We start from the raw sequence: 17,240 nt of genomic DNA, 5'->3' as shown, positions 1-17,240 counted from the left end.
ACAAAGCGCCTGGCGCCGGTCTGGCGGGTATGGGCGTCAGCGGGCCATGGATGGCCCGCGGCGGCGAATCGGACAGGGATGTCTGCTGAGCCGTGACGACCATACCCGGCAGACCGGTGCCCGCACCGCAAGTCGACGCACTCCCCGCGTCTCCCGCCATCCGTCACGCACCACCACCCTCCGCCCCCCCAGCAAACCTACAATACCCCCACAACCCGACACCCCCGCCCCATGACCGACGCCACCGCCCTCACCCGCATCCAGGCCACCGCCCTCGATGCCGCCGACCCGCTGCGCGCCCTGCGCGCCGAGTTCCTGTTCCCGCAGCACAACGGCCGCGACCAGACCTACTTCGTCGGCAACTCGCTCGGCCTGCAGCCGCGTGGCGCGCGCGCGATGGTGCAGCAGGTGCTCGACCAGTGGGCGCAGCTCGCCGTCGAAGGCCATTTCACCGGTCCCGAGCAATGGCTGACCTATCACGAACTGGTGCGCGAGCCGATCGCCCAGCTCGTCGGCGCGCTGCCTTCCGAAGTGGTCGCGATGAACACGCTCAGCGTGAACCTGCACCTGATGATGGTCAGCTTCTATCGCCCTACCCGCGAACGCCCCGCCATCCTCATCGAAGCCGGCGCCTTCCCCACCGACCGCCACGCGGTGGAATCGCAGATCCGCTTCCATGGCTTCGATCCGGCCACCGACCTCATCGAGGTGGAGGCCGATGCGGAAGACGGCACCGTGTCCATGGCCGCCATCGAACGCGCCATCGAAATGCATGGCCCGCGCCTGGCACTGGTGCTGTGGCCGGGCGTCCAGTACCGCACGGGCCAGGCGTTCGATCTGCGCCGGATCACCGAACTGGCGCGCGCGCAAGGTGCCCACGTGGGCTTCGACCTCGCGCATGCGGTCGGCAACCTGCCGCTGTCGCTACATGACGACGGCGCGGACTTCGCCGTGTGGTGCCACTACAAGTACGTCAACGCCGGCCCCGGCGCGGTGGCCGGCTGCTTCGTGCACGAGCGCCATGCGCGCGCCGAACTGCCGCGCTTCGCGGGCTGGTGGGGACACGATCGCGAAAGCCGCTTCCGCATGGCGCCCGAGTTCGTGCCCACGCCGGGCGCGGAAGGCTGGCAGCTGAGCAATCCGCCGGTGCTCGCGCTCGCGCCACTGCGCGCCTCGCTCGCGCTGTTCGAGCGGGCAGGCATGCCGTCATTGCGGCGGAAGTCCGAGCAGTTGACCGCGCTGCTGGAGGCGTTGATCCATGCCCGCGTGCCGCAGGTACTGCAGGTGCTGACGCCCGCCGACTCCGCGCAGCGCGGCTGCCAGCTCTCGCTGCGCGTGGCCGGCGGGCGCGCGCAGGGCCGGGCGCTGTTCGAATACCTGCAGTCGGTGGGCGTGCTGGGCGACTGGCGCGAGCCGGACGTCATCCGCATCGCGCCCACGCCGCTGTACAACCGCTACGCCGACCTGCACCACTTCGTCGAGGAAGTGGAACATTGGGCCGGCCTGTAAGCCTGCCCCGCCCTCCCCTCGCGGATATTGCATTGAACTCTTCACCCCAGCGTTCCCTCACCCTCATCGGCGCCGGCCTGGCCGGCAGCCTGCTGGCCATCCTGCTCTCGCGCCGCGGCTGGCAGGTCACCGTGTACGAACGCCGCGGCGATCCGCGCATCAAGGGCTACGAGTCCGGCCGCTCGATCAACCTGGCGCTGGCCGAACGCGGCCGCCATGCGCTGCGCGCGGCGGGCGCCGAAGCGGCGGTCATGGCGCGGGCGGTGATGATGCGCGGGCGCATGGTGCATCCGCCCGGCGCACCACCGCAGTTGCAGCGCTACGGCCGCGACGACAGCGAGGTGATCTGGTCCATCCACCGCGCCGACCTCAACGTCACCCTGCTCTCGCTTGCCGAACAGGCCGGCGCGCGCGTGCATTTCCACCGGCGCCTGCACACCGTGGATTTCGAGGCGAACTACGCACGCTTCATCGACGACCGCGACGACCAGCCGCACGACATCCAGTTCCAGACGCTGGTCGGTGCCGATGGCGCGGGCTCGGCGCTGCGCGCGGCCATGAACCGCAAGGCGCCGCTGGGCGAGCGCATCGAGTTCCTCGACCACTCCTACAAGGAGCTGGAAATCCCGCCCACGGCCGAAGGCGGCTTCCGCATCGAGGCCAACGCGCTGCATATCTGGCCACGCGGGCGCTACATGTGCATCGCGCTGCCCAATGCGGAAGGCACGTTCACGGTCACGCTGTTCCTGCCCAACGCAGGGCGTCCCAGTTTCGCCACGATCAACAGCGGCGCCGAGGCCGAAGCGCTGTTCGCGCAGGACTTTCCCGACGCGCTGCCGCTGATCCCCCACCTGCGCCGGGACTGGGAAGCGCACCCGCCCGGCTTGCTCGGCACGCTCTACCTGGAGCGCTGGCACCTGGATGGCCGCGCGGTACTGCTGGGCGATGCCGCCCATGCGATGGTGCCTTTCCACGGCCAGGGCATGAATTGCGCCTTCGAGGACTGCGTGGCGCTGGCCGACGCGCTGGACGCGCACGACGACCTGGCCTGCGCCTTCGCGCTGTTCCAGACCCGTCGCCACGCCAACGCCCAAGCCATCCAGCAAATGGCGCTGGAGAACTACCTGGAAATGCGCGACCGGGTGGACGATCCGGATTTCCTGCTGCAGCGCGAGCTGGAGCAGGCGCTACAGGCGCGCTGGCCCACGGTGTTCGTGCCGCACTACACGATGGTCACGTTCCTGCGCACGCCCTACGCGGTGGCGCTGGCGCGCAGCGAGATCCAGCGCGAAATCCTGGTGGAGGCCACGCGCGCGCGCGGCAGCCTGGAGGGCATCGACTGGCCCGCGCTCGATCGCGTGGTGCATGAGCGACTGACGCCGCTGCCGGGCGCGCACTGAAGCCGCGCCTGCAGCCGCTTCCTGTCGATACAAGCCCCTCGCGGCCACTGCGCCTAGAATAGCCACGTCCCCGTCCACTGGCCTGCCATGCCCGACAGCTTCCTGTTCTACGACCTGGAAACCTACGGCCAGGACCCGCGGCGCACGCGCATTGCGCAGTTCGCCGCGGTGCGTACCGATGCCGAGCTCAATGTCGTCGACGAGCCGGTGAGCTTCTTCGTGCAGCCGGCCGACGACCTGCTGCCCTCGCCCTACGCCACGCTGGTCACCGGCATCACGCCGCAGCTGGCCAAGTCGCAGGGCGTCAACGAGGCCGAAGCCTTCTCGCGCATCGCCGAACAGATGGCCCGGCCGCAGACCTGCACGCTGGGCTACAACTCGCTGCGCTTCGACGACGAATTCGTCCGCCACGGCCTGTTCCGCAACTTCCACGATCCCTACGAGCGTGAATGGCGCGGCGGCAACTCGCGCTGGGACCTGCTCGACATGCTGCGCCTGGTCCACGCGCTGCGCCCGGAAGGCATCAACTGGCCGCAACGCGAGGACGGCGCCACCTCGTTCAAGCTCGAACAGCTCGCCGAGGCCAACCACGTTCGCCAGGGCGATGCCCACGAAGCGCTGTCGGACGTGTTCGCCACCATTGGCATGGCACGCCTGTTCCGCCGCCATCAGCCGCGCCTATGGGACTACGCGTTGAAACTGCGCGACAAGCGCTACTGCGCCACGCTGCTCGACGTCGTGGCGATGCAGCCGGTGCTGCATGTCTCCCAGCGCTACCCGGCCGCACGGTTGTGCGCCGCGCCCGTGGTGCCGCTCACCCGCCATCCGCGCGTGGACAGCCGCGTCATCGTGTTCGACCTGGAAGGCGACATCGAGCCGCTGCTGCGCCTGTCGCCGGAAGAGATCGCCGACCGGCTCTACGTGCCGGCCAGCGCCCTGCCGGAAGGCGAGCAGCGCATCGGCCTCAAGGAAGTGCACCTCAACAAGTCGCCGGCGCTGGTGTCGTGGTCGCACCTGCGCGCACCCGATTTCGAACGCCTGGCCATCGACCGCGAACGCATCGAGGCCCATGCCGCGCGCCTGCGCGAATACGGCCCGCAACTGGCCGAGAAGGTGCGCCAGGTCTATGCCGGTGAACGCGGTGGTGGGCCGGCCGACGTGGATGCCTCGCTCTACGATGGCTTCCTCGGCGATGGCGACCGCCGCCTGTTCCCGGCGGTGCGCGCCAGCACGCCGCAGGCGCTGGCCACGCTCTCGGACCGCTTCACCGATCCGCGCCTGCCGGAGCTGCTGTTCCGCTATCGCGCGCGCAACTGGCCCGGCTCGCTGGACGCCGACGAGCAGCAGCGCTGGGACGACTACCGCCGCCGGCGCCTGGTTGACGACAATGGCCTGTCGGAAGTGACGTTCGAGCAGTTCTGGGCGCAGATCGCCGAATTGCGCGCCGCCCATGCCGACGCCCCCGGCCGCCTCGCCCTGCTCGACCAGCTCGCCGGCTGGGGCGCCGACCTGCAGAGGACCCTATGAGCACCTATTTCACCCCGGCCAGTTTCAAGTTCCTCAAGGGCCTGGCCCGCCACAACGAGAAGGCGTGGTTCGAAGCGCATCGTGCCGACTACGAGGCGAACGTGCGTGACCCGTTCGTGCGGCTGATCACCGACCTGCAGCCGGCGCTGGCCGAAGTCAGCGAGCACTTCCGCGCCGACCCGCGCGGCAACGGCGGTTCGCTGTTCCGCATCTACCGCGATGCGCGCTTCTCCCACGACAAATCGCCGTACAAGACCTGGCAGGGCGCGCGGTTCTTCCACGCGCGCCGCCGGCAGGTGCCCGCGCCATCGTTCTACCTGCACCTGCAGCCCGGCGAGAGTTTCGTCGGTGCCGGCCTATGGCATCCGGAGCCGGACACCCAGCGCAAGGTGCGGCAGTTCATCTTCGACAATCCGGGCAGCTGGAAAGCCGCCGCGCACGAGTCCAAGCTGCGCAAGCGCTTCGACCTGGAAGAAGAAGAAAAACTGGTGCGCCCGCCGCGCGGTTTCCCGGCGGATTTCGAATTCATCGAAGACCTCAAGCACCGCAATTGGGTGCTGTGGCGCTCGCTGGACGACGACACGATGACCGGCCCGAAGCTGCGCCAGACCGTGGCGGCGGACCTGGCGATGCTGGCGCCGTTCGTGGATTACCTGTGCGCAGCGCTCGATCTGGAATTCTGAGCGCCGCGCTGGATCACCGCGGTGCGGATTGTCCGCGCTTTCCATCCGCTTGGTGCGCAGCGGCGCGGCTTTGCGCGAACTCCGGGAAGGTCTCCGCCAGCGATGCCTTGTCCGGCAGGATGTAGAAGACGCCGCCGCGCTCGAACGTCGGCGCGACGACTTGCTCGTAGAACTCGGGCGAGACATTGATGCAGCCGTGCGTGACGCGGTTGTCTTCCGGCGTCGGCGTGGCGAGCCGCTCGGCGCGTTTCTCGGAAGGCACGCCGGTGGCCGTGGGGTGCATGGAAACCGCGGAATCGTAGTCCACCCAGAGTACGCGCCCAGCGTCGATCGATGGACCGAAGCCGCCGACAAAACGACCCGCCGGCGTCGTGCGGTCGCGGCCGGGAATTTCGCGCAGCGCCAGCCCCGCGACGCCGGGCGCCGAATGATCGCCGATCGCCGAGCCGAACAGCCCGGGCGCTGCGCCGCGCAGCCTGCCTTCGCCGTCGAACACCAGGATCTGCGCGGCCGCCTTGTCGATGACCGCGAACGGATAGCCCTGGGCATCCCGCGAGGCGACGACCCACCCGGCCAGTTCCGTCATCGTCTCCGAGACCGGCTGGCCGGGCGGCAACGCGTCCACCGCCGGTGCGGCGGAGCTACCGGGCGCTGCGGCACTGGCCACGCCGGCACTCGCAAACGCCAATACCACCGCCAGCGCGCCGGGAACGACGCGGATCGCAGAATGCATGCGCATGTGGATGCAACACTTCCTTCGCAACGAGGACAGAAGAAGGAGCCGGTGGCCCGCGAAGGCCACCGCTCCGGTGGTCAACGAACTCGCCCGCAGCTAGGCAGGGCGATCAGCCGCGCGGCACGCGGCGGGGCGACGATTCCAGCCTCTGGACGCGGCCTTCGATCTGGTCCAGCCGCTGGTTGGCTTGCTGCGCCGACTGGTTGGCCGATTCGGCGCTCTGTGCGGCGTTTTGCACCTTCGCGTCAAGTTGGTCCAGGCGTGAGTTGATCGTGGCGAACTCATCGCGGTAGGTGGCGCAACCGGAAAACATCGCCGTGGCGAGAATGGCCACGCCAACCGCACGCGCCGTCGCCAGGTTCTTCTTGGTCAGGAACATTCCCATCCTCCTTTGTCCGGGGATACCGGAATAGAGCGGCCTGTCTGCCTCTTGCATCATGGCGACGCGGTGCGTGGATGAATCGTGAAAATGCCGGCGCGGCGCGTCGGCGCGCCACGCCGGCACCGGACGATTCTGCATAATCGGGCGACCCTTCCCAGCCCACCCGGGCCCGTCGCCCGTGCTGCCTCATTGGAATGCACGCATGAAGAAGCTGTGGTGGATCGTCCCGCTCCTGGCCCTGCTCGCCCTCGGCGCGTATGTCGTCGCCGGCCCGTACCTGGCCCTCCGCGGCATCAGCCAGGCCATCGAACGCCAGGACACCGCCGCGCTCGATCGCCACGTGGACTTCCCGCGCCTGCGCGCCAACCTCAAGGCGCAGCTGGATGACTACGTTGTGCGCCGCGCGGGCATCGGCACGCAGTCCAGCCTGCTCGGCGGGATCGCCCTGCAGCTGGCGGGCGGCCTCACCGGTGCCGGCGTGGATGCGCTGGTCACGCCGCTGGGCATCGGCGCGCTGCTGCAGGGCCACCAGCTGTGGAAGCGCGCCAGTGGCGAGACGCTCGACGGCGATACGTGGTCCCGCCCGATGCCGGCACGGCCGCTGGCGCACGCGGTCACTCGCTACGCGTCCACCTCGCGCTTCACCGCTACGGTGCACACGCCCGACGGCGAGCCGGTCGTGTTCGTGCTGGACCGGCAAGGCCTGCTCTGGCGGCTGACCGATATCCGCCTGCCGCTGGCCGATTCGCCGCCCTGACCGCACGCACTGGCGATTCTTTCGCCAACCCGTTCAAGACGCCGCTACCGCAAGGGCGGGCGAAGGTTATCCACATGTTGGCCCACCGCGCATCCACACCCGGTGTGGACAACCGCTCAGCGGCGCGCCCAGGCCCGCGCCAGCCGCTGTACGCCACCGCGCAGTTGCCAACGCGCGGACAACCCCCACGTCCGCAGCCACTGCGATGCGGGCGGTGGCGTGGGGGTGCCCCGCCACGCGAACGCGACCTCGTTGCTCATGCCCGGCTCGGGCAGGCGCAGGCATTGCCCGCCGAAGACCTGGCGCAGGCGTGCCTCGTGCGCGCGCAAATCGGTGTCGTAGAGGTTGCTGGCCATCACGCCCCCGGGCGTCAGCGCGTCCCGGCACAGCGCATGGAAGCCGTGGCTGCCCATGTGGGCGGGAATGCCGCCGGCGTCGTAGGCGTCCAGCAGCAGCACATCGAACGCCCCCGGGTGATCGCGCAGCCAGGCGGCGCCATCGCCCTGCACCACCTGCAGGCGGGCGTCGTCGCGCGGGATGCGGAAGGCGTCGCGCAGCCCCAGCACGCCGGCGTCGTTCTCCACCACGTCCAGCCGCGCCAGCGGCAGATGCCGGTGCAGGAACTTCACCTGCGCCCCGCCGCCCAGCCCGACGATGCCGATCCAGCGCGGCGCCGGATGCAGCCACAACGCGGCCAGCATGCTGCGTGTATAGCCCACCCACAACACGTCGGGCGCCCAGCGCAGCATGCGCGTCTGGGTCACCGCGCCTTCGAACTGCAACTCCAGGAATGGCCCGCTACGGCGCAGGTAGGCGCCGGACCCGGCGCGCTTCATTGCGGGCGCGGGTCGTTCGCCACGCCGTGCGGCACGTGGCCGGCGGCGACGTGCTGGTGCTGGCGGGCGCTGTCGATGTTGTGCTGCGAATCGTCGAAGAAGATATCGGCGCCGAACGCGGCCAGGAACGGACCCTTGTGGCGGCCACCGAGGAACAGCGCCTCGTCCAGGCGCACGCCCCATTCGCGCAGCGTGCGGATCACCCGCTCGTGCGCCGGCGCCGAACGCGCGGTGACCAGCGCGGTGCGGATCGGCGAGGCCTCGCCGGCAGGGAACGCGGCCTGCAATGCATGCAGCGCGGAAAGGAAGTTGCGGAACGGGCCGCCGGTCAGCGGCTCGCGCGCGTTCTCGCGCTCGTGGCGGCCAAACGCCTCCACGCCCTGTTCGCGCGAGATGCGCTCGCTCTCGTCGCCGAAGATCACCGCGTCGCCGTCGAAGGCGATGCGCAGCTGGCGGGCATGCGGGTCGCCATCCGGGCGTGCGGCCTCCACCACTTCCTCGCGCCCGCGCGGCAGGATCGTCGCCGCCGCCACGCCATGGGCCAGCGCGCGACGCACCGATTCCGGGTTGGCCGACAGGAACAGGTCGGTGCCGAACGGCTTGACGTAGGGCCAGGTGGCTTCGCCGGAGGTGAACGTGGCGCGCACGATGCCCAGCTCGTAATGCTGGATCGAATTGAAGATGCGCAGCCCGGTGTCGGCCGAGTTGCGCGAGAGCAGGATCACCTCGACCCGTGGCGTATCCGGCGGCGCGCCCTCGTTGAGCGCCAGCAGCTTGCGCACCACCGGGAAGGCGACGCCGGGGCGCAGGATGTCGTCCTCGTGGTCGCGCTGGTAGGCGGCATAGGCCTCCACGCCTTCGCGTTCGAACAGCGCGTGACCCTCCTCCAGGTCGAACAGTGCGCGCGAGGTCACCGCGACGGTCAGCAGGCGGGGGGTGTTGTCGGCCATCTTCCAGGGAAATCGAAGGGAATGCGCGGCCATTGTGCCGCAGTCCGGGCTCGCCGGCCGCTCAGACGACGAACTGCTCGCTGAGGATGCGCTCTTCCAGGTTGTGCTCGGGGTCGAACAGCAAGGTGACGCGGTGTTCGCGCGATTCGCGGATGGTGACCTCGACCACGTCGCGGGTCTCGTGCGAGTCGGCGGTGACGCTCACCGGGCGCTTGTACGGGTCCAGCACCTGCAGGCGCACTTCGGTGTCGGCCTTGAGGATGGCGCCGCGCCAGCGCCGCGGGCGGTACGGGGCGATGGGGGTCAGGGCCAGCGTGTGCGAGCCCAGCGGCAGGATCGGCCCGTGCGCGGAGTAGTTGTAGGCAGTGCTGCCGGCCGGCGTGGAGACGAGCACGCCATCGCCGATCAATTCCTCGATGCGGGTCTGGCCGTTGAGGTCGATGCGCAGGTGCGCGGCCTGGCGGGTTTGGCGCAGCAGGGAAACCTCATTGTAGGCGAGCGAGCCGGTGGTGGTGCCCGATTCGGTCTGGGCGAGCATTTCCAGCGGGCGCAAGTGGGCCGGTTCGGCGCGGGCGAGGCGCTCGATCAGGTCGTCGTCGCGGAACTGGTTCATCAGGAAGCCGATGGAGCCGAGTTTCATGCCGAACACGGGTTTGCCCGAGCCGCCATGGCGATGCAGCGTCTGCAGCATGAAGCCGTCGCCACCGAGCGCGCACAGCACCTCGGCCTCGTCGGTGGGGTGATCGCCGTAACGGGCGGCGTAATCGGCGCGCGCGCGTTGCGCCGCGTCGGTGTTGCTGGCTAGGAAGGCGATGCGGGGGGATGCGCTCATCTTCGGCTCCGTGGATCGGTGGTCAGCATATACGAGGGGGCGGTGTTGGATCGGGCGGTGTTGGATCGGGCGGTGTTGGATCGGGCGGTGTCTGGTTCTGCGTGCGGCGGCCGGGGCGGGGCGCCCATCGGGACACGCGGTGAACCCATCCATGGGGCTCGTAGGCGACATCCATGTCGCCTACGGTCCCGAGGGGCGCCCCGCCCCGGCCACCCCAGGCGTTCATGCCCGCCCGATTCCTTTTTTTTCGCGAAAAGCAAAGGCCGACGCATTGCGTCGGCCTACTCGTGATTCATCTGGTGGAGAGCCCCCTTCTGTTAAGGGGGCGCGGCGAAGCCGCGGGGATAGGGAAGCCAGGCACTGCGGCGCCAGAAGTCTTGCTTGCAAGACGTCTGGGTCGGGCCCGCAAACGCGGGCCCGACCACGGGCTTACAGCCCGTGCGCCGCCAGCTGGCCGAGGCGCTGCACCGCGACCGAGACGGTCGGGTAGTCCAGCGTCTTCTGCGCGGCCAGTTCCTGCAGCATCGAGAGGGTGAAACGCAGGCTGGAGTCGTCACGCTCCATCCAGCGGGCCACCTTGGTCTCGGCGTTGGCGCCGGGCATCGACAGCACCTGGCCGGCGAGGTTGCGCTGGTGGGCGGCCAGTTCGTCGCGCAGCACGCCACGGGCCACGGCATGCCAGCGGCCGTTGACCTCCAGCGCGTCGATCTGCTCGAACAGCCACGGCAGCTGAAGCGCTTCGCCCAGGCGGAAGTGGACCTTGGACACGTCCACCGGCTTGAGCTTGCGCGTACGTGCCAGCTCGATGATGTCGAACGCCGGCTCCAGGTAGCGCAGCTCGGACAGCTGCTGCGCCAGCGCCGGCGGCAGGCCCTTGTCCTTCCACTCCTGCACGCTGGCCAGGTAGGCCGGGCGCTGCGAGTCGCCCAGCACGCCGGAAGCGACACGGATGTCGTTGAACGGGCCGTGGTAACGCTCCACCGCGGCGGTGATGCCCGGCATGGCGCCCGGGCGGAACAGCAGCCAGCGCACGAACGAGCGCTGCAGCTTCCAGATCACTTCCAGCGCGTCGATCTGCACCGACTCGGGCACCTTGCCGTCGAGCGCGTCGATCTGCGTCCACAGCGAGCGCGCATCGAGCGTTTCGCGGCTGATCGTGTACGCCTTGGCGACCTCGGCGATGCTGCGGCCGGTGTCCTCCTGCATGCGCATCAGGAAGGTGGCGCCCATGCGGTTGATGGTGGTGTTGGTGACCGCCGTGGCGATGATCTCGCGCTTCAGGCGGTGCTTCTCCATCGCGTCGGCGTACTTCTTCTGCAGCGGCTTGGGGAAGTAGCGCTGCAGTTCCTTGGACAGGTACGGGTCCTCGGGGATGTCCGATTCCAGCAGTTGCTGGAAGGCCACCAGCTTGGAGTAGGACAGCAGCACCGCCAGCTCCGGACGGGTCAGGCCCTGGCCACGCGCCTTGCGCGCGGACAGCTCGGCGTCGGAGGGCAGGAACTCGATCTGGCGATCAAGCAGGCCCTGCTGCTCCAGCGTGCGGATGAAGTGCTGCTTGGAGCCCAGGCGCTTGACGCTCATCCGCTCCATCAGGCTGATGGCCTGGTTCTGGCGGTAGTTGTCCCACAGCACCAGCTCGGCCACCTCGTCGGTCATCGAGGCCAGCAGCTTGTTGCGGGCGTCCACCGTGAGCTTCTTGTCCTGCACGACGGCGTTGAGCAGGATCTTGATGTTCACCTCGTGGTCGGAGGTGTCCACGCCGGCGGAGTTGTCGATGAAGTCGGTGTTGAGCAGCACGCCGGCCTGCTGTTCGGCCTCGATGCGGCCCAGCTGGGTCAGGCCCAGGTTGCCGCCCTCGCCCACCACCTTGCAGCGCAGCTCGCCGCCGTTGACGCGCAGGCCGTTGTTGGCGCGGTCGCCCACGTCGGCGTGGGTCTCGGTGGATGCCTTGACGTAGGTGCCGATGCCGCCGTTCCAGAACAGGTCCACCGGCGCCTTGAGGATGGCACTCATCAGTTCGGTGGGCGACAGGCTCTTCACCGCCGCGTCCAGGCCCAGCACCTCGCGCACCTGCGGGGTGATCTCGATGGACTTGAGCGTGCGCGGGTACACGCCGCCGCCCTTGCTGATCAGCTTGGCGTCGTAGTCGGCCCAACTGGAGCGCGGCAGCTTGAACATGCGCTCGCGCTCGACGAAGGAGGTCTCCGCGTCCGGGGTCGGGTCCAGGAAGATGTGGCGGTGGTCGAACGCGGCGACCAGGCGGATGTGCCGCGAGAGCAGCATGCCGTTGCCGAATACGTCGCCGGACATGTCGCCGATGCCGACGACGCTGAAGTCCTCGTTCTGGCAATCGCGGCCCAGCGCGCGGAAGTGGCGCTTGACCGACTCCCACGCACCGCGCGCGGTGATGCCCATGCCCTTGTGGTCATAGCCCACCGAGCCGCCGGAGGCGAACGCATCGCCCATCCAGAAGCCGTGCGCGATGGCCAGGCCGTTGGCGATGTCGGAGAAGGTCGCGGTGCCCTTGTCGGCGGCGACCACCAGGTACGGGTCGTCCTGGTCGTGGCGCACCACCTGCGGCGGCGGCACGATCTTGTTGCCGACGATGTTGTCGGTGATGTCCAGCAGGCCCTGGATGAACAGCTTGTAGCAGGCGATGCCCTCGGCCTGCACCGCGTCGCGCTCGCCGGACGCCGGCGGGCGCTTGCAGAAGAAGCCGCCCTTCGCGCCGACCGGCACGATGACGGTGTTTTTCACCATCTGCGCCTTCACCAGGCCCAGCACCTCGGTGCGGAAATCCTCGCGGCGGTCCGACCAGCGCAGGCCGCCGCGCGCCACCGCGCCGAAGCGCAGGTGCACGCCTTCCACGCGCGGGCCGTAGACGAAGATCTCGCGGTACGGGCGCGGCTTGGGCAGGTCCGGCACCTTGGCCGAATCGAACTTGAAGCTGATGCAGTGGGCGTGGTTGCCCGCCGCGTCGGTCTGGTAATAGCTGGTGCGCAGGGTGGCGTCGATCACGCCGATGAAGCTGCGCAGGATGCGGTCCTCGTCCAGGCTGGAGACGCGGTCCATCAGCTTGAGCAGCGCGGCGCGCGTGGCCTCCTGCTGCGCGGCCCGGTCGGCCTTGCGCGCCTCCACCACCGGCTGCAACGCCTTGAGCGTGGCCTCATCGCCACCGGCGAACACGTCCAGCGCGGCCTTCAGGCGCGCCTGGCCCTCGGCGATCTCGGCCTTGCTCTCGTTGCCGGTGGCCGGGTCGAAGCGGGCCTCGAACAGTTCCACCAGCAGGCGCGCCAGCAACGGGTAGTGCTGGAAGGTCTGCTCGACGTAGGCCTGCGAGAACGGCACGCCGGTCTGCAGCAGGTACTTGCAGTAGCCGCGCAGCAGCGCGACCTGGCGCCAATGCAGGCCCGCCGAAAGGATCAGGCGGTTGAAGCCGTCGTTCTCGGCATCGCCGTGCCAGATGCGCGCGAACGCCTCGCCGAAGGCGGCATCGGCCTGGGCCGCATCGATCGCGCCGGCGGTGGACTCGACCTCGAAGTCCTGGATGTACAGCGGCGTGTCGCCGACCTGCAGCCGGTACGGGCGCTCGGAAATCACCCGCAGGCCCATGTTCTCCATCATCGGCAGCGCGTCCGACAGCGGGATGTCGTCCAGCTGGCGGTACAGCTTCAGGCGCAGGCCCTCGCCGCCTTCGCGGCGCACCGCCTGCAGGCTCAGGTGCAGGTCGTCGGGGCCGGCCAGCGCGGCCAGGTGCTCCACGTCGCTGGCGGCGGCCTCGGTGGTGGATTCCTCGATGTAACCGGCCGGCAGCGCGCGGCCATAGGCGGCCGCCATGCGCAGGCCGGCGGCTTCGCCATGGCGGGCCACCAGCGCCTCGCGCAGGTCGTCCTGCCAGTTGCGCAGCAGGTGGGCGAGCCGGTCCTCGAGCACGCGGGTGTCGAACTCCAGCGCCTCGCCGGCCTTGGGCCGCACGATCAGGTGCAGCTGCGCCAGCGGCGACTCGCCGAGCACCACGTTGGAATCGATGTATTCGCCGTGCAGCGCTTCCTTCAGCAGCGCCTCGATGCGCAGGCGCACGTCGGTGTTGAAGCGCTCGCGCGGCAGGTAGACCAGCGCGGAAATGAAACGGCTGTACTTGTCGCGGCGCAGGAACAGGCGGCTGCGCACGCGCTCCTGCAGGCCGAGGATGCCCATCGCGGTGCGGAACAGCTCTTCCTCGTTGGACTGGAACAGCTCCTCGCGCGGCAGGGTCTCCAGGATGTGGCGCAGCGCCTTGCCGCTGTGGCTGCTCGGCGCCAGGCCGGACTTGCCCATCACGTAGTCGTGGCGGCGGCGCACCAGCGGGATTTCCCACGGGCGGCGGTTGTAGGCGCTGGAGGTGAACAGGCCCAGGAAGCGCTGCTCGGCGACGATGCGGCCCTTGGCGTCGTACTCCAGCACGCCGATGTAATCCATGTAGCCGGCGCGATGCACGCGCGAACGCGCGTTGGTCTTGGTGAGGATCAGCGCGTCCTTCGGGCCGTTGCCGGCGCTCAGGCCGTGCGCGGCCAGCGTCTTGACCGGGCGCGCGGGCGACTTGTCCTTGCCGCGCATCAGGCCCAGGCCGCTGTCCTCGACCGGCGCCAGCACGTCCTCGCCCTCGCGCTTCTCCACGCGGTACTCGCGGTAGCCGAAGAAGGTGAAGTGGTCGGTGGCGGCCCAGCGCAGGAATTCCTGCGCCTCGTGGCGGCTGTCGTCGTCCACCGGCAGGCGGCGCGAGGCCAGGTCCTCGGCCAGGCCGAGCATCTTCTCGCGCATCGCGCCCCAGTCGCCGACGATGGCACGCACCTCGGCCAGCACCTTGCGGATGTTCGCCTCGACCTGCGCCATTTCCTCGGCGGGCTGGCGGTCGATCTCCAGCACCATCAGCGATTCGGCCTTGCCCTGCCCCACCGTGGCCAGCTTGCCGGCGCGGTCGCGGGTGACGTGCAGCACCGGATGGCCCAGCACGTGCACGCCCACGCCCATCTCGGCCAGCGCCATGCTCACCGAATCCACCAGGAAGGGCATGTCGTCGTTGGCGATCTGCAGCACGGTGTGCGGCGATTCCCAGCCGTTGGCCTTCTGCGTGGGGTTGAACACGCGCACGCTGGCCACGCCCGCCTTGCGGGTGCGGAAGAACTCCAGCGTGTCGGCCGCCAGCGCGGCCCATTCCTCGGCACTGTGGTGCGGGAATTCGTCGGACTCCATGCGCTTGTAGAAATCGCTGGCGAACGCCTGCGCCTCGGGCTGGCGCGCGGCGGGGTAGCGCTTGCGCAAAGCTGCATACACCGGTTCGAGGCTGAAGGCCTGCACCTGCGTGCTGACCGGGGAAACTACACGCTGGCCGCCGGACTTGGTTGCCGGGGCCTTGGTCGATTTCGAAGCAGCTTTCTTGGGTTTCATGACAGGAGCGGTGAGAGCCCGACGGGAAAGTTGCAAATTGTAACGATGCGCCGTGACAGTGCCTTGCTGCATAGCGCAAACACGAGAAAAGATTTCTACGGCGTTCAAACAGCGGGGCGTACACGCATGAGCGCTTCGCAGCGGCCAATTGCGCGCCGGCGCGATGCATGCGGCGGTTTTCCGTCGCGCGGCGGCGGGCGCGGCAGCGGGCAGGCATGCGCTCGCCAACGGCCAGGAACGGCAAGGCACCCACCGCTTTGTGCATGGCCGGCACAAGCCCGTCAAGGCTATTTAAAAACTAAACTGGACGGTATAGTCCACCGCCATGATGCCGACCTCCTCCCCCGCCCGGCCGCGCCATGACCGCGACCGCCGCGTGCACGAAGCCGTGCATGAGGCCGTCCACGCGCTGCTGGCCGAACAGGGCATGCGCCTGAGCATGGAGGCCGTGGCCGCCCGTGCGGGCTGCTCCAAGCAGACCCTCTACGCCCATTACGGCTGCAAGCAGAACCTGTTGCGCGCGGTGATGCGCGACCAGATCGCGCTGACCACCGTGCCCTTCGACGAGGACGGCGCGGACCTGCGGCAGAGCCTGCTGGCCTTCGCCGAGCGGCACCTGGAGCAGTTGAACCGTCCTCACGTCATCCAGACCTGCCGCCTGCTAGATGCCGAATCGCATCGGTTCCCGGACCAGGCCAGGCAAATCTACGAGGACGGCATCGCCGCGCTGCAGGACCGGCTGGCACAATGGCTGCGCCGGGCCAGCGCACGCGGCCAGCTCAGGCATGACGATCCGCACGCGATGGCCGAGCTGCTTTTGGGCATGATCGTGGGGCTGGATTTCGAAAGGCAGCGGTTCCATACGCCGCACCGATCCGACGCCCCCTCGCGGCGCCGGTGGGCGGAACGCACGATCGACAGTTTCCTGCGCGCCTTCGCTCCGCAGAGCGGTTCCCCCGAATCCCACGCTTAAAAACAACAAAAAAACGGAGTTTTCCCCGATGACCGCCCCGTTCCGCACCCTCGCCCTGGCTTGTGCCGTCACGCTGGCGCTGGCCGCCTGCAAGAAGCAGGAACAGCAGCAGCCCCCGCCGCCGGAAGTCTCCGTCATCGAGGCCAAGCCGCAGACCTTGCCGTTGCAGCGCGAACTGGTCGGCCGCCTGGCCGGTTTCCGCACCGCCGACGTTCGCGCGCGCGTGGCCGGCGTGCTGCAGAAGCGGTTGTACACCGAAGGCACCGACGTCAAGGAAGGCCAGCCGCTGTTCCAGATCGACCCGGCGCCGTTGAAGGCCACGCTGGCCTCCGCGCAGGGCGAACTGGCCGCGGCCGAGGCGACCTACGCCAATGCGAAGGTCGCCGCCGACCGCGCCCGCCGCCTGGCCCCGCAGAGCTATGTGTCCAAGTCCGACCTGGATACCGCCGAGGCCACCGAGCGCACCTCGGCCGCCTCGGTGCAGCAGGCGCGCGCCGCGGTGGAGACCGCGCGCATCAACCTGGGCTACGCCACCGTCACCGCGCCGATCAGCGGCCGGGCCGGCAAGCAGCAGGTCACCGAGGGCGCGCTGGTGGGCCAGGGCGATGTCACCCTGCTGACCACCATCGACCAGCTCGACCCGCTGTACGTCAATTTCTCGATGAACAGCGACGAGCTCGCGCAGCTTCGCCAGGCGCAGGCCCAGGGCGCTGTCGCGCTGAGCGGCGACGGCCAGGCCACGGTCAACGTCAAGCTGGGCGACGGCACCGTCTACCCGCACGCCGGCACGCTGGACTTCACCTCGGTCACCGTGGACCCGAGCACCGGCAGCGTCTCGCTGCGCGCGCTGCTGCCCAACCCCGACCACGTGCTGCTGCCCGGCTCGTTCGTCTCCTTCGACGCCACGCTGGGCCAGCGCGCCAACGCGTTCCTGGTGCCGCAGGCCGGCATCCAGCGCGACGCGCACGGCGCCTACGCCCTGGTGGTGGGCAAGGACGGCAACGTGGTGCGCCGCAACGTGGTGGCCGACAGCCAGCAGCAGGGCCAGTGGGTGGTCACCAGCGGCCTGGAGGCCGGCGACCAGGTGATCGTCAGCGGCCAGCAGAAGGCCAAGGAAGGTGCGCCGGCCAAGGCCGTGCCGTACAACCCGAACGCCAACGCGGCGCAGCAGCAGCCCGGTGCCAAGCCGGCGGCCGCGCCCGCCCCGTCCGAGAAGAAGTAACGGAAG

13 protein-coding genes are annotated in these 17,240 nt (G+C 69.3%); 7 read left to right on the top strand and 6 right to left on the bottom strand.

From position 1 onward, the window contains the following. Positions 1–231: 231 nt before the first annotated feature. From kynU to P6166_RS05125, 4 genes are all read left to right on the top strand, one after another. Positions 232–1,509 carry a kynureninase gene (gene kynU / locus P6166_RS05140; RefSeq protein WP_277763433.1) on the top strand — a complete coding sequence of 426 codons (1,278 nt, stop codon included), beginning with the start codon at positions 232–234 and terminating at the stop codon, positions 1,507–1,509. 26 nt (positions 1,510–1,535) lie between these two features. Continuing rightward, on the top strand, positions 1,536–2,909 hold the full coding sequence (locus P6166_RS05135; protein ID WP_277763449.1) for an NAD(P)/FAD-dependent oxidoreductase: 1,374 nt from the start codon (positions 1,536–1,538) through the stop codon (positions 2,907–2,909). 87 nt (positions 2,910–2,996) lie between these two features. Further along, positions 2,997–4,436, top strand: coding sequence for an exodeoxyribonuclease I (sbcB, locus tag P6166_RS05130; RefSeq protein WP_277763432.1), 1,440 nt, complete (start codon positions 2,997–2,999; stop codon positions 4,434–4,436). Then, the gene (locus P6166_RS05125) at positions 4,433–5,119 is read left to right on the top strand and encodes a DUF2461 domain-containing protein (protein WP_277763431.1); all 687 of its coding nucleotides are present in this window, start codon (positions 4,433–4,435) and stop codon (positions 5,117–5,119) included. Before sbcB ends, P6166_RS05125 begins: the two co-directional genes overlap by 4 nt. A 13-nt stretch (positions 5,120–5,132) precedes the next feature. Here the strand turns inward: P6166_RS05125 and P6166_RS05120 are convergent, their stop codons facing one another. Together P6166_RS05120 and P6166_RS05115 are read right to left on the bottom strand one after the other, a co-directional pair. Beyond that, positions 5,133–5,858, bottom strand: coding sequence for a hypothetical protein (locus tag P6166_RS05120; protein WP_277763430.1), 726 nt, complete (start codon positions 5,856–5,858; stop codon positions 5,133–5,135). Between the two features lie 106 nt (positions 5,859–5,964). Beyond that, complete coding sequence (locus tag P6166_RS05115; RefSeq protein ID WP_277763429.1) at positions 5,965–6,234, bottom strand: hypothetical protein; 270 nt, start codon at positions 6,232–6,234, stop codon at positions 5,965–5,967. A gap of 205 nt (positions 6,235–6,439) precedes the next feature. Between P6166_RS05115 and P6166_RS05110 the strand changes: the two genes are divergently transcribed. Then, the gene (locus tag P6166_RS05110; protein ID WP_277763428.1) at positions 6,440–6,994 is read left to right on the top strand and encodes a DUF2939 domain-containing protein; all 555 of its coding nucleotides are present in this window, start codon (positions 6,440–6,442) and stop codon (positions 6,992–6,994) included. A 116-nt stretch (positions 6,995–7,110) separates the two neighbouring features. Here P6166_RS05110 and P6166_RS05105 read toward each other — a convergent pair whose 3' ends face one another. The 4 genes from P6166_RS05105 to P6166_RS05090 form a co-directional block, all read right to left on the bottom strand. Beyond that, complete coding sequence (locus P6166_RS05105; protein WP_277763427.1) at positions 7,111–7,830, bottom strand: transferase; 720 nt, start codon at positions 7,828–7,830, stop codon at positions 7,111–7,113. After that, positions 7,827–8,780, bottom strand: a complete 954-nt coding sequence (locus P6166_RS05100; RefSeq protein WP_277763426.1) for a 5'-nucleotidase — start codon at positions 8,778–8,780, stop codon at positions 7,827–7,829. The genes P6166_RS05105 and P6166_RS05100 overlap by 4 nt, the downstream gene beginning before the upstream one ends. Before the next feature lie 61 nt (positions 8,781–8,841). After that, entirely contained in the window at positions 8,842–9,612 is a 771-nt protein-coding gene (locus tag P6166_RS05095; RefSeq protein ID WP_277763425.1) for an NAD kinase, read from the bottom strand. Between the two features lie 429 nt (positions 9,613–10,041). After that, on the bottom strand, positions 10,042–15,039 hold the full coding sequence (locus tag P6166_RS05090; RefSeq protein ID WP_277763424.1) for an NAD-glutamate dehydrogenase domain-containing protein: 4,998 nt from the start codon (positions 15,037–15,039) through the stop codon (positions 10,042–10,044). A gap of 325 nt (positions 15,040–15,364) precedes the next feature. Here P6166_RS05090 and P6166_RS05085 point away from each other — a divergent pair, with 325 nt between their 5' ends. Both P6166_RS05085 and P6166_RS05080 read left to right on the top strand, forming a co-directional pair. Beyond that, on the top strand, positions 15,365–16,012 hold the full coding sequence (locus tag P6166_RS05085) for a TetR/AcrR family transcriptional regulator (protein WP_277763423.1): 648 nt from the start codon (positions 15,365–15,367) through the stop codon (positions 16,010–16,012). 28 nt (positions 16,013–16,040) lie between these two features. Further along, positions 16,041–17,234, top strand: coding sequence for an efflux RND transporter periplasmic adaptor subunit (locus P6166_RS05080; protein WP_277763422.1), 1,194 nt, complete (start codon positions 16,041–16,043; stop codon positions 17,232–17,234). Positions 17,235–17,240: the final 6 nt, after the last annotated feature.

This window comes from Stenotrophomonas sp. HITSZ_GD, assembly GCF_029543105.1.
Lineage (GTDB): Bacteria > Pseudomonadota > Gammaproteobacteria > Xanthomonadales > Xanthomonadaceae > Stenotrophomonas_A.
This window is presented reverse-complemented; position numbering and strand designations above follow the sequence as displayed.

What these genes read in the sequence shown, in the direction of transcription:
- P6166_RS05120 (WP_277763430.1), bottom strand. Translation starts at nt 5,858, where the DNA reads ATGCGCATGCATTCTGCGATCCGCGTCGTTCCCGGCGCGCTGGCGGTG.
- P6166_RS05090 (WP_277763424.1), bottom strand. Translation starts at nt 15,039, where the DNA reads ATGAAACCCAAGAAAGCTGCTTCGAAATCGACCAAGGCCCCGGCAACC.
- P6166_RS05095 (WP_277763425.1), bottom strand. Translation starts at nt 9,612, where the DNA reads ATGAGCGCATCCCCCCGCATCGCCTTCCTAGCCAGCAACACCGACGCG.
- kynU (WP_277763433.1), top strand. Translation starts at nt 232, where the DNA reads ATGACCGACGCCACCGCCCTCACCCGCATCCAGGCCACCGCCCTCGAT.
- P6166_RS05105 (WP_277763427.1), bottom strand. Translation starts at nt 7,830, where the DNA reads ATGAAGCGCGCCGGGTCCGGCGCCTACCTGCGCCGTAGCGGGCCATTC.
- sbcB (WP_277763432.1), top strand. Translation starts at nt 2,997, where the DNA reads ATGCCCGACAGCTTCCTGTTCTACGACCTGGAAACCTACGGCCAGGAC.
- P6166_RS05085 (WP_277763423.1), top strand. Translation starts at nt 15,365, where the DNA reads ATGATGCCGACCTCCTCCCCCGCCCGGCCGCGCCATGACCGCGACCGC.
- P6166_RS05100 (WP_277763426.1), bottom strand. Translation starts at nt 8,780, where the DNA reads ATGGCCGACAACACCCCCCGCCTGCTGACCGTCGCGGTGACCTCGCGC.
- P6166_RS05115 (WP_277763429.1), bottom strand. Translation starts at nt 6,234, where the DNA reads ATGTTCCTGACCAAGAAGAACCTGGCGACGGCGCGTGCGGTTGGCGTG.
- P6166_RS05110 (WP_277763428.1), top strand. Translation starts at nt 6,440, where the DNA reads ATGAAGAAGCTGTGGTGGATCGTCCCGCTCCTGGCCCTGCTCGCCCTC.
- P6166_RS05080 (WP_277763422.1), top strand. Translation starts at nt 16,041, where the DNA reads ATGACCGCCCCGTTCCGCACCCTCGCCCTGGCTTGTGCCGTCACGCTG.
- P6166_RS05125 (WP_277763431.1), top strand. Translation starts at nt 4,433, where the DNA reads ATGAGCACCTATTTCACCCCGGCCAGTTTCAAGTTCCTCAAGGGCCTG.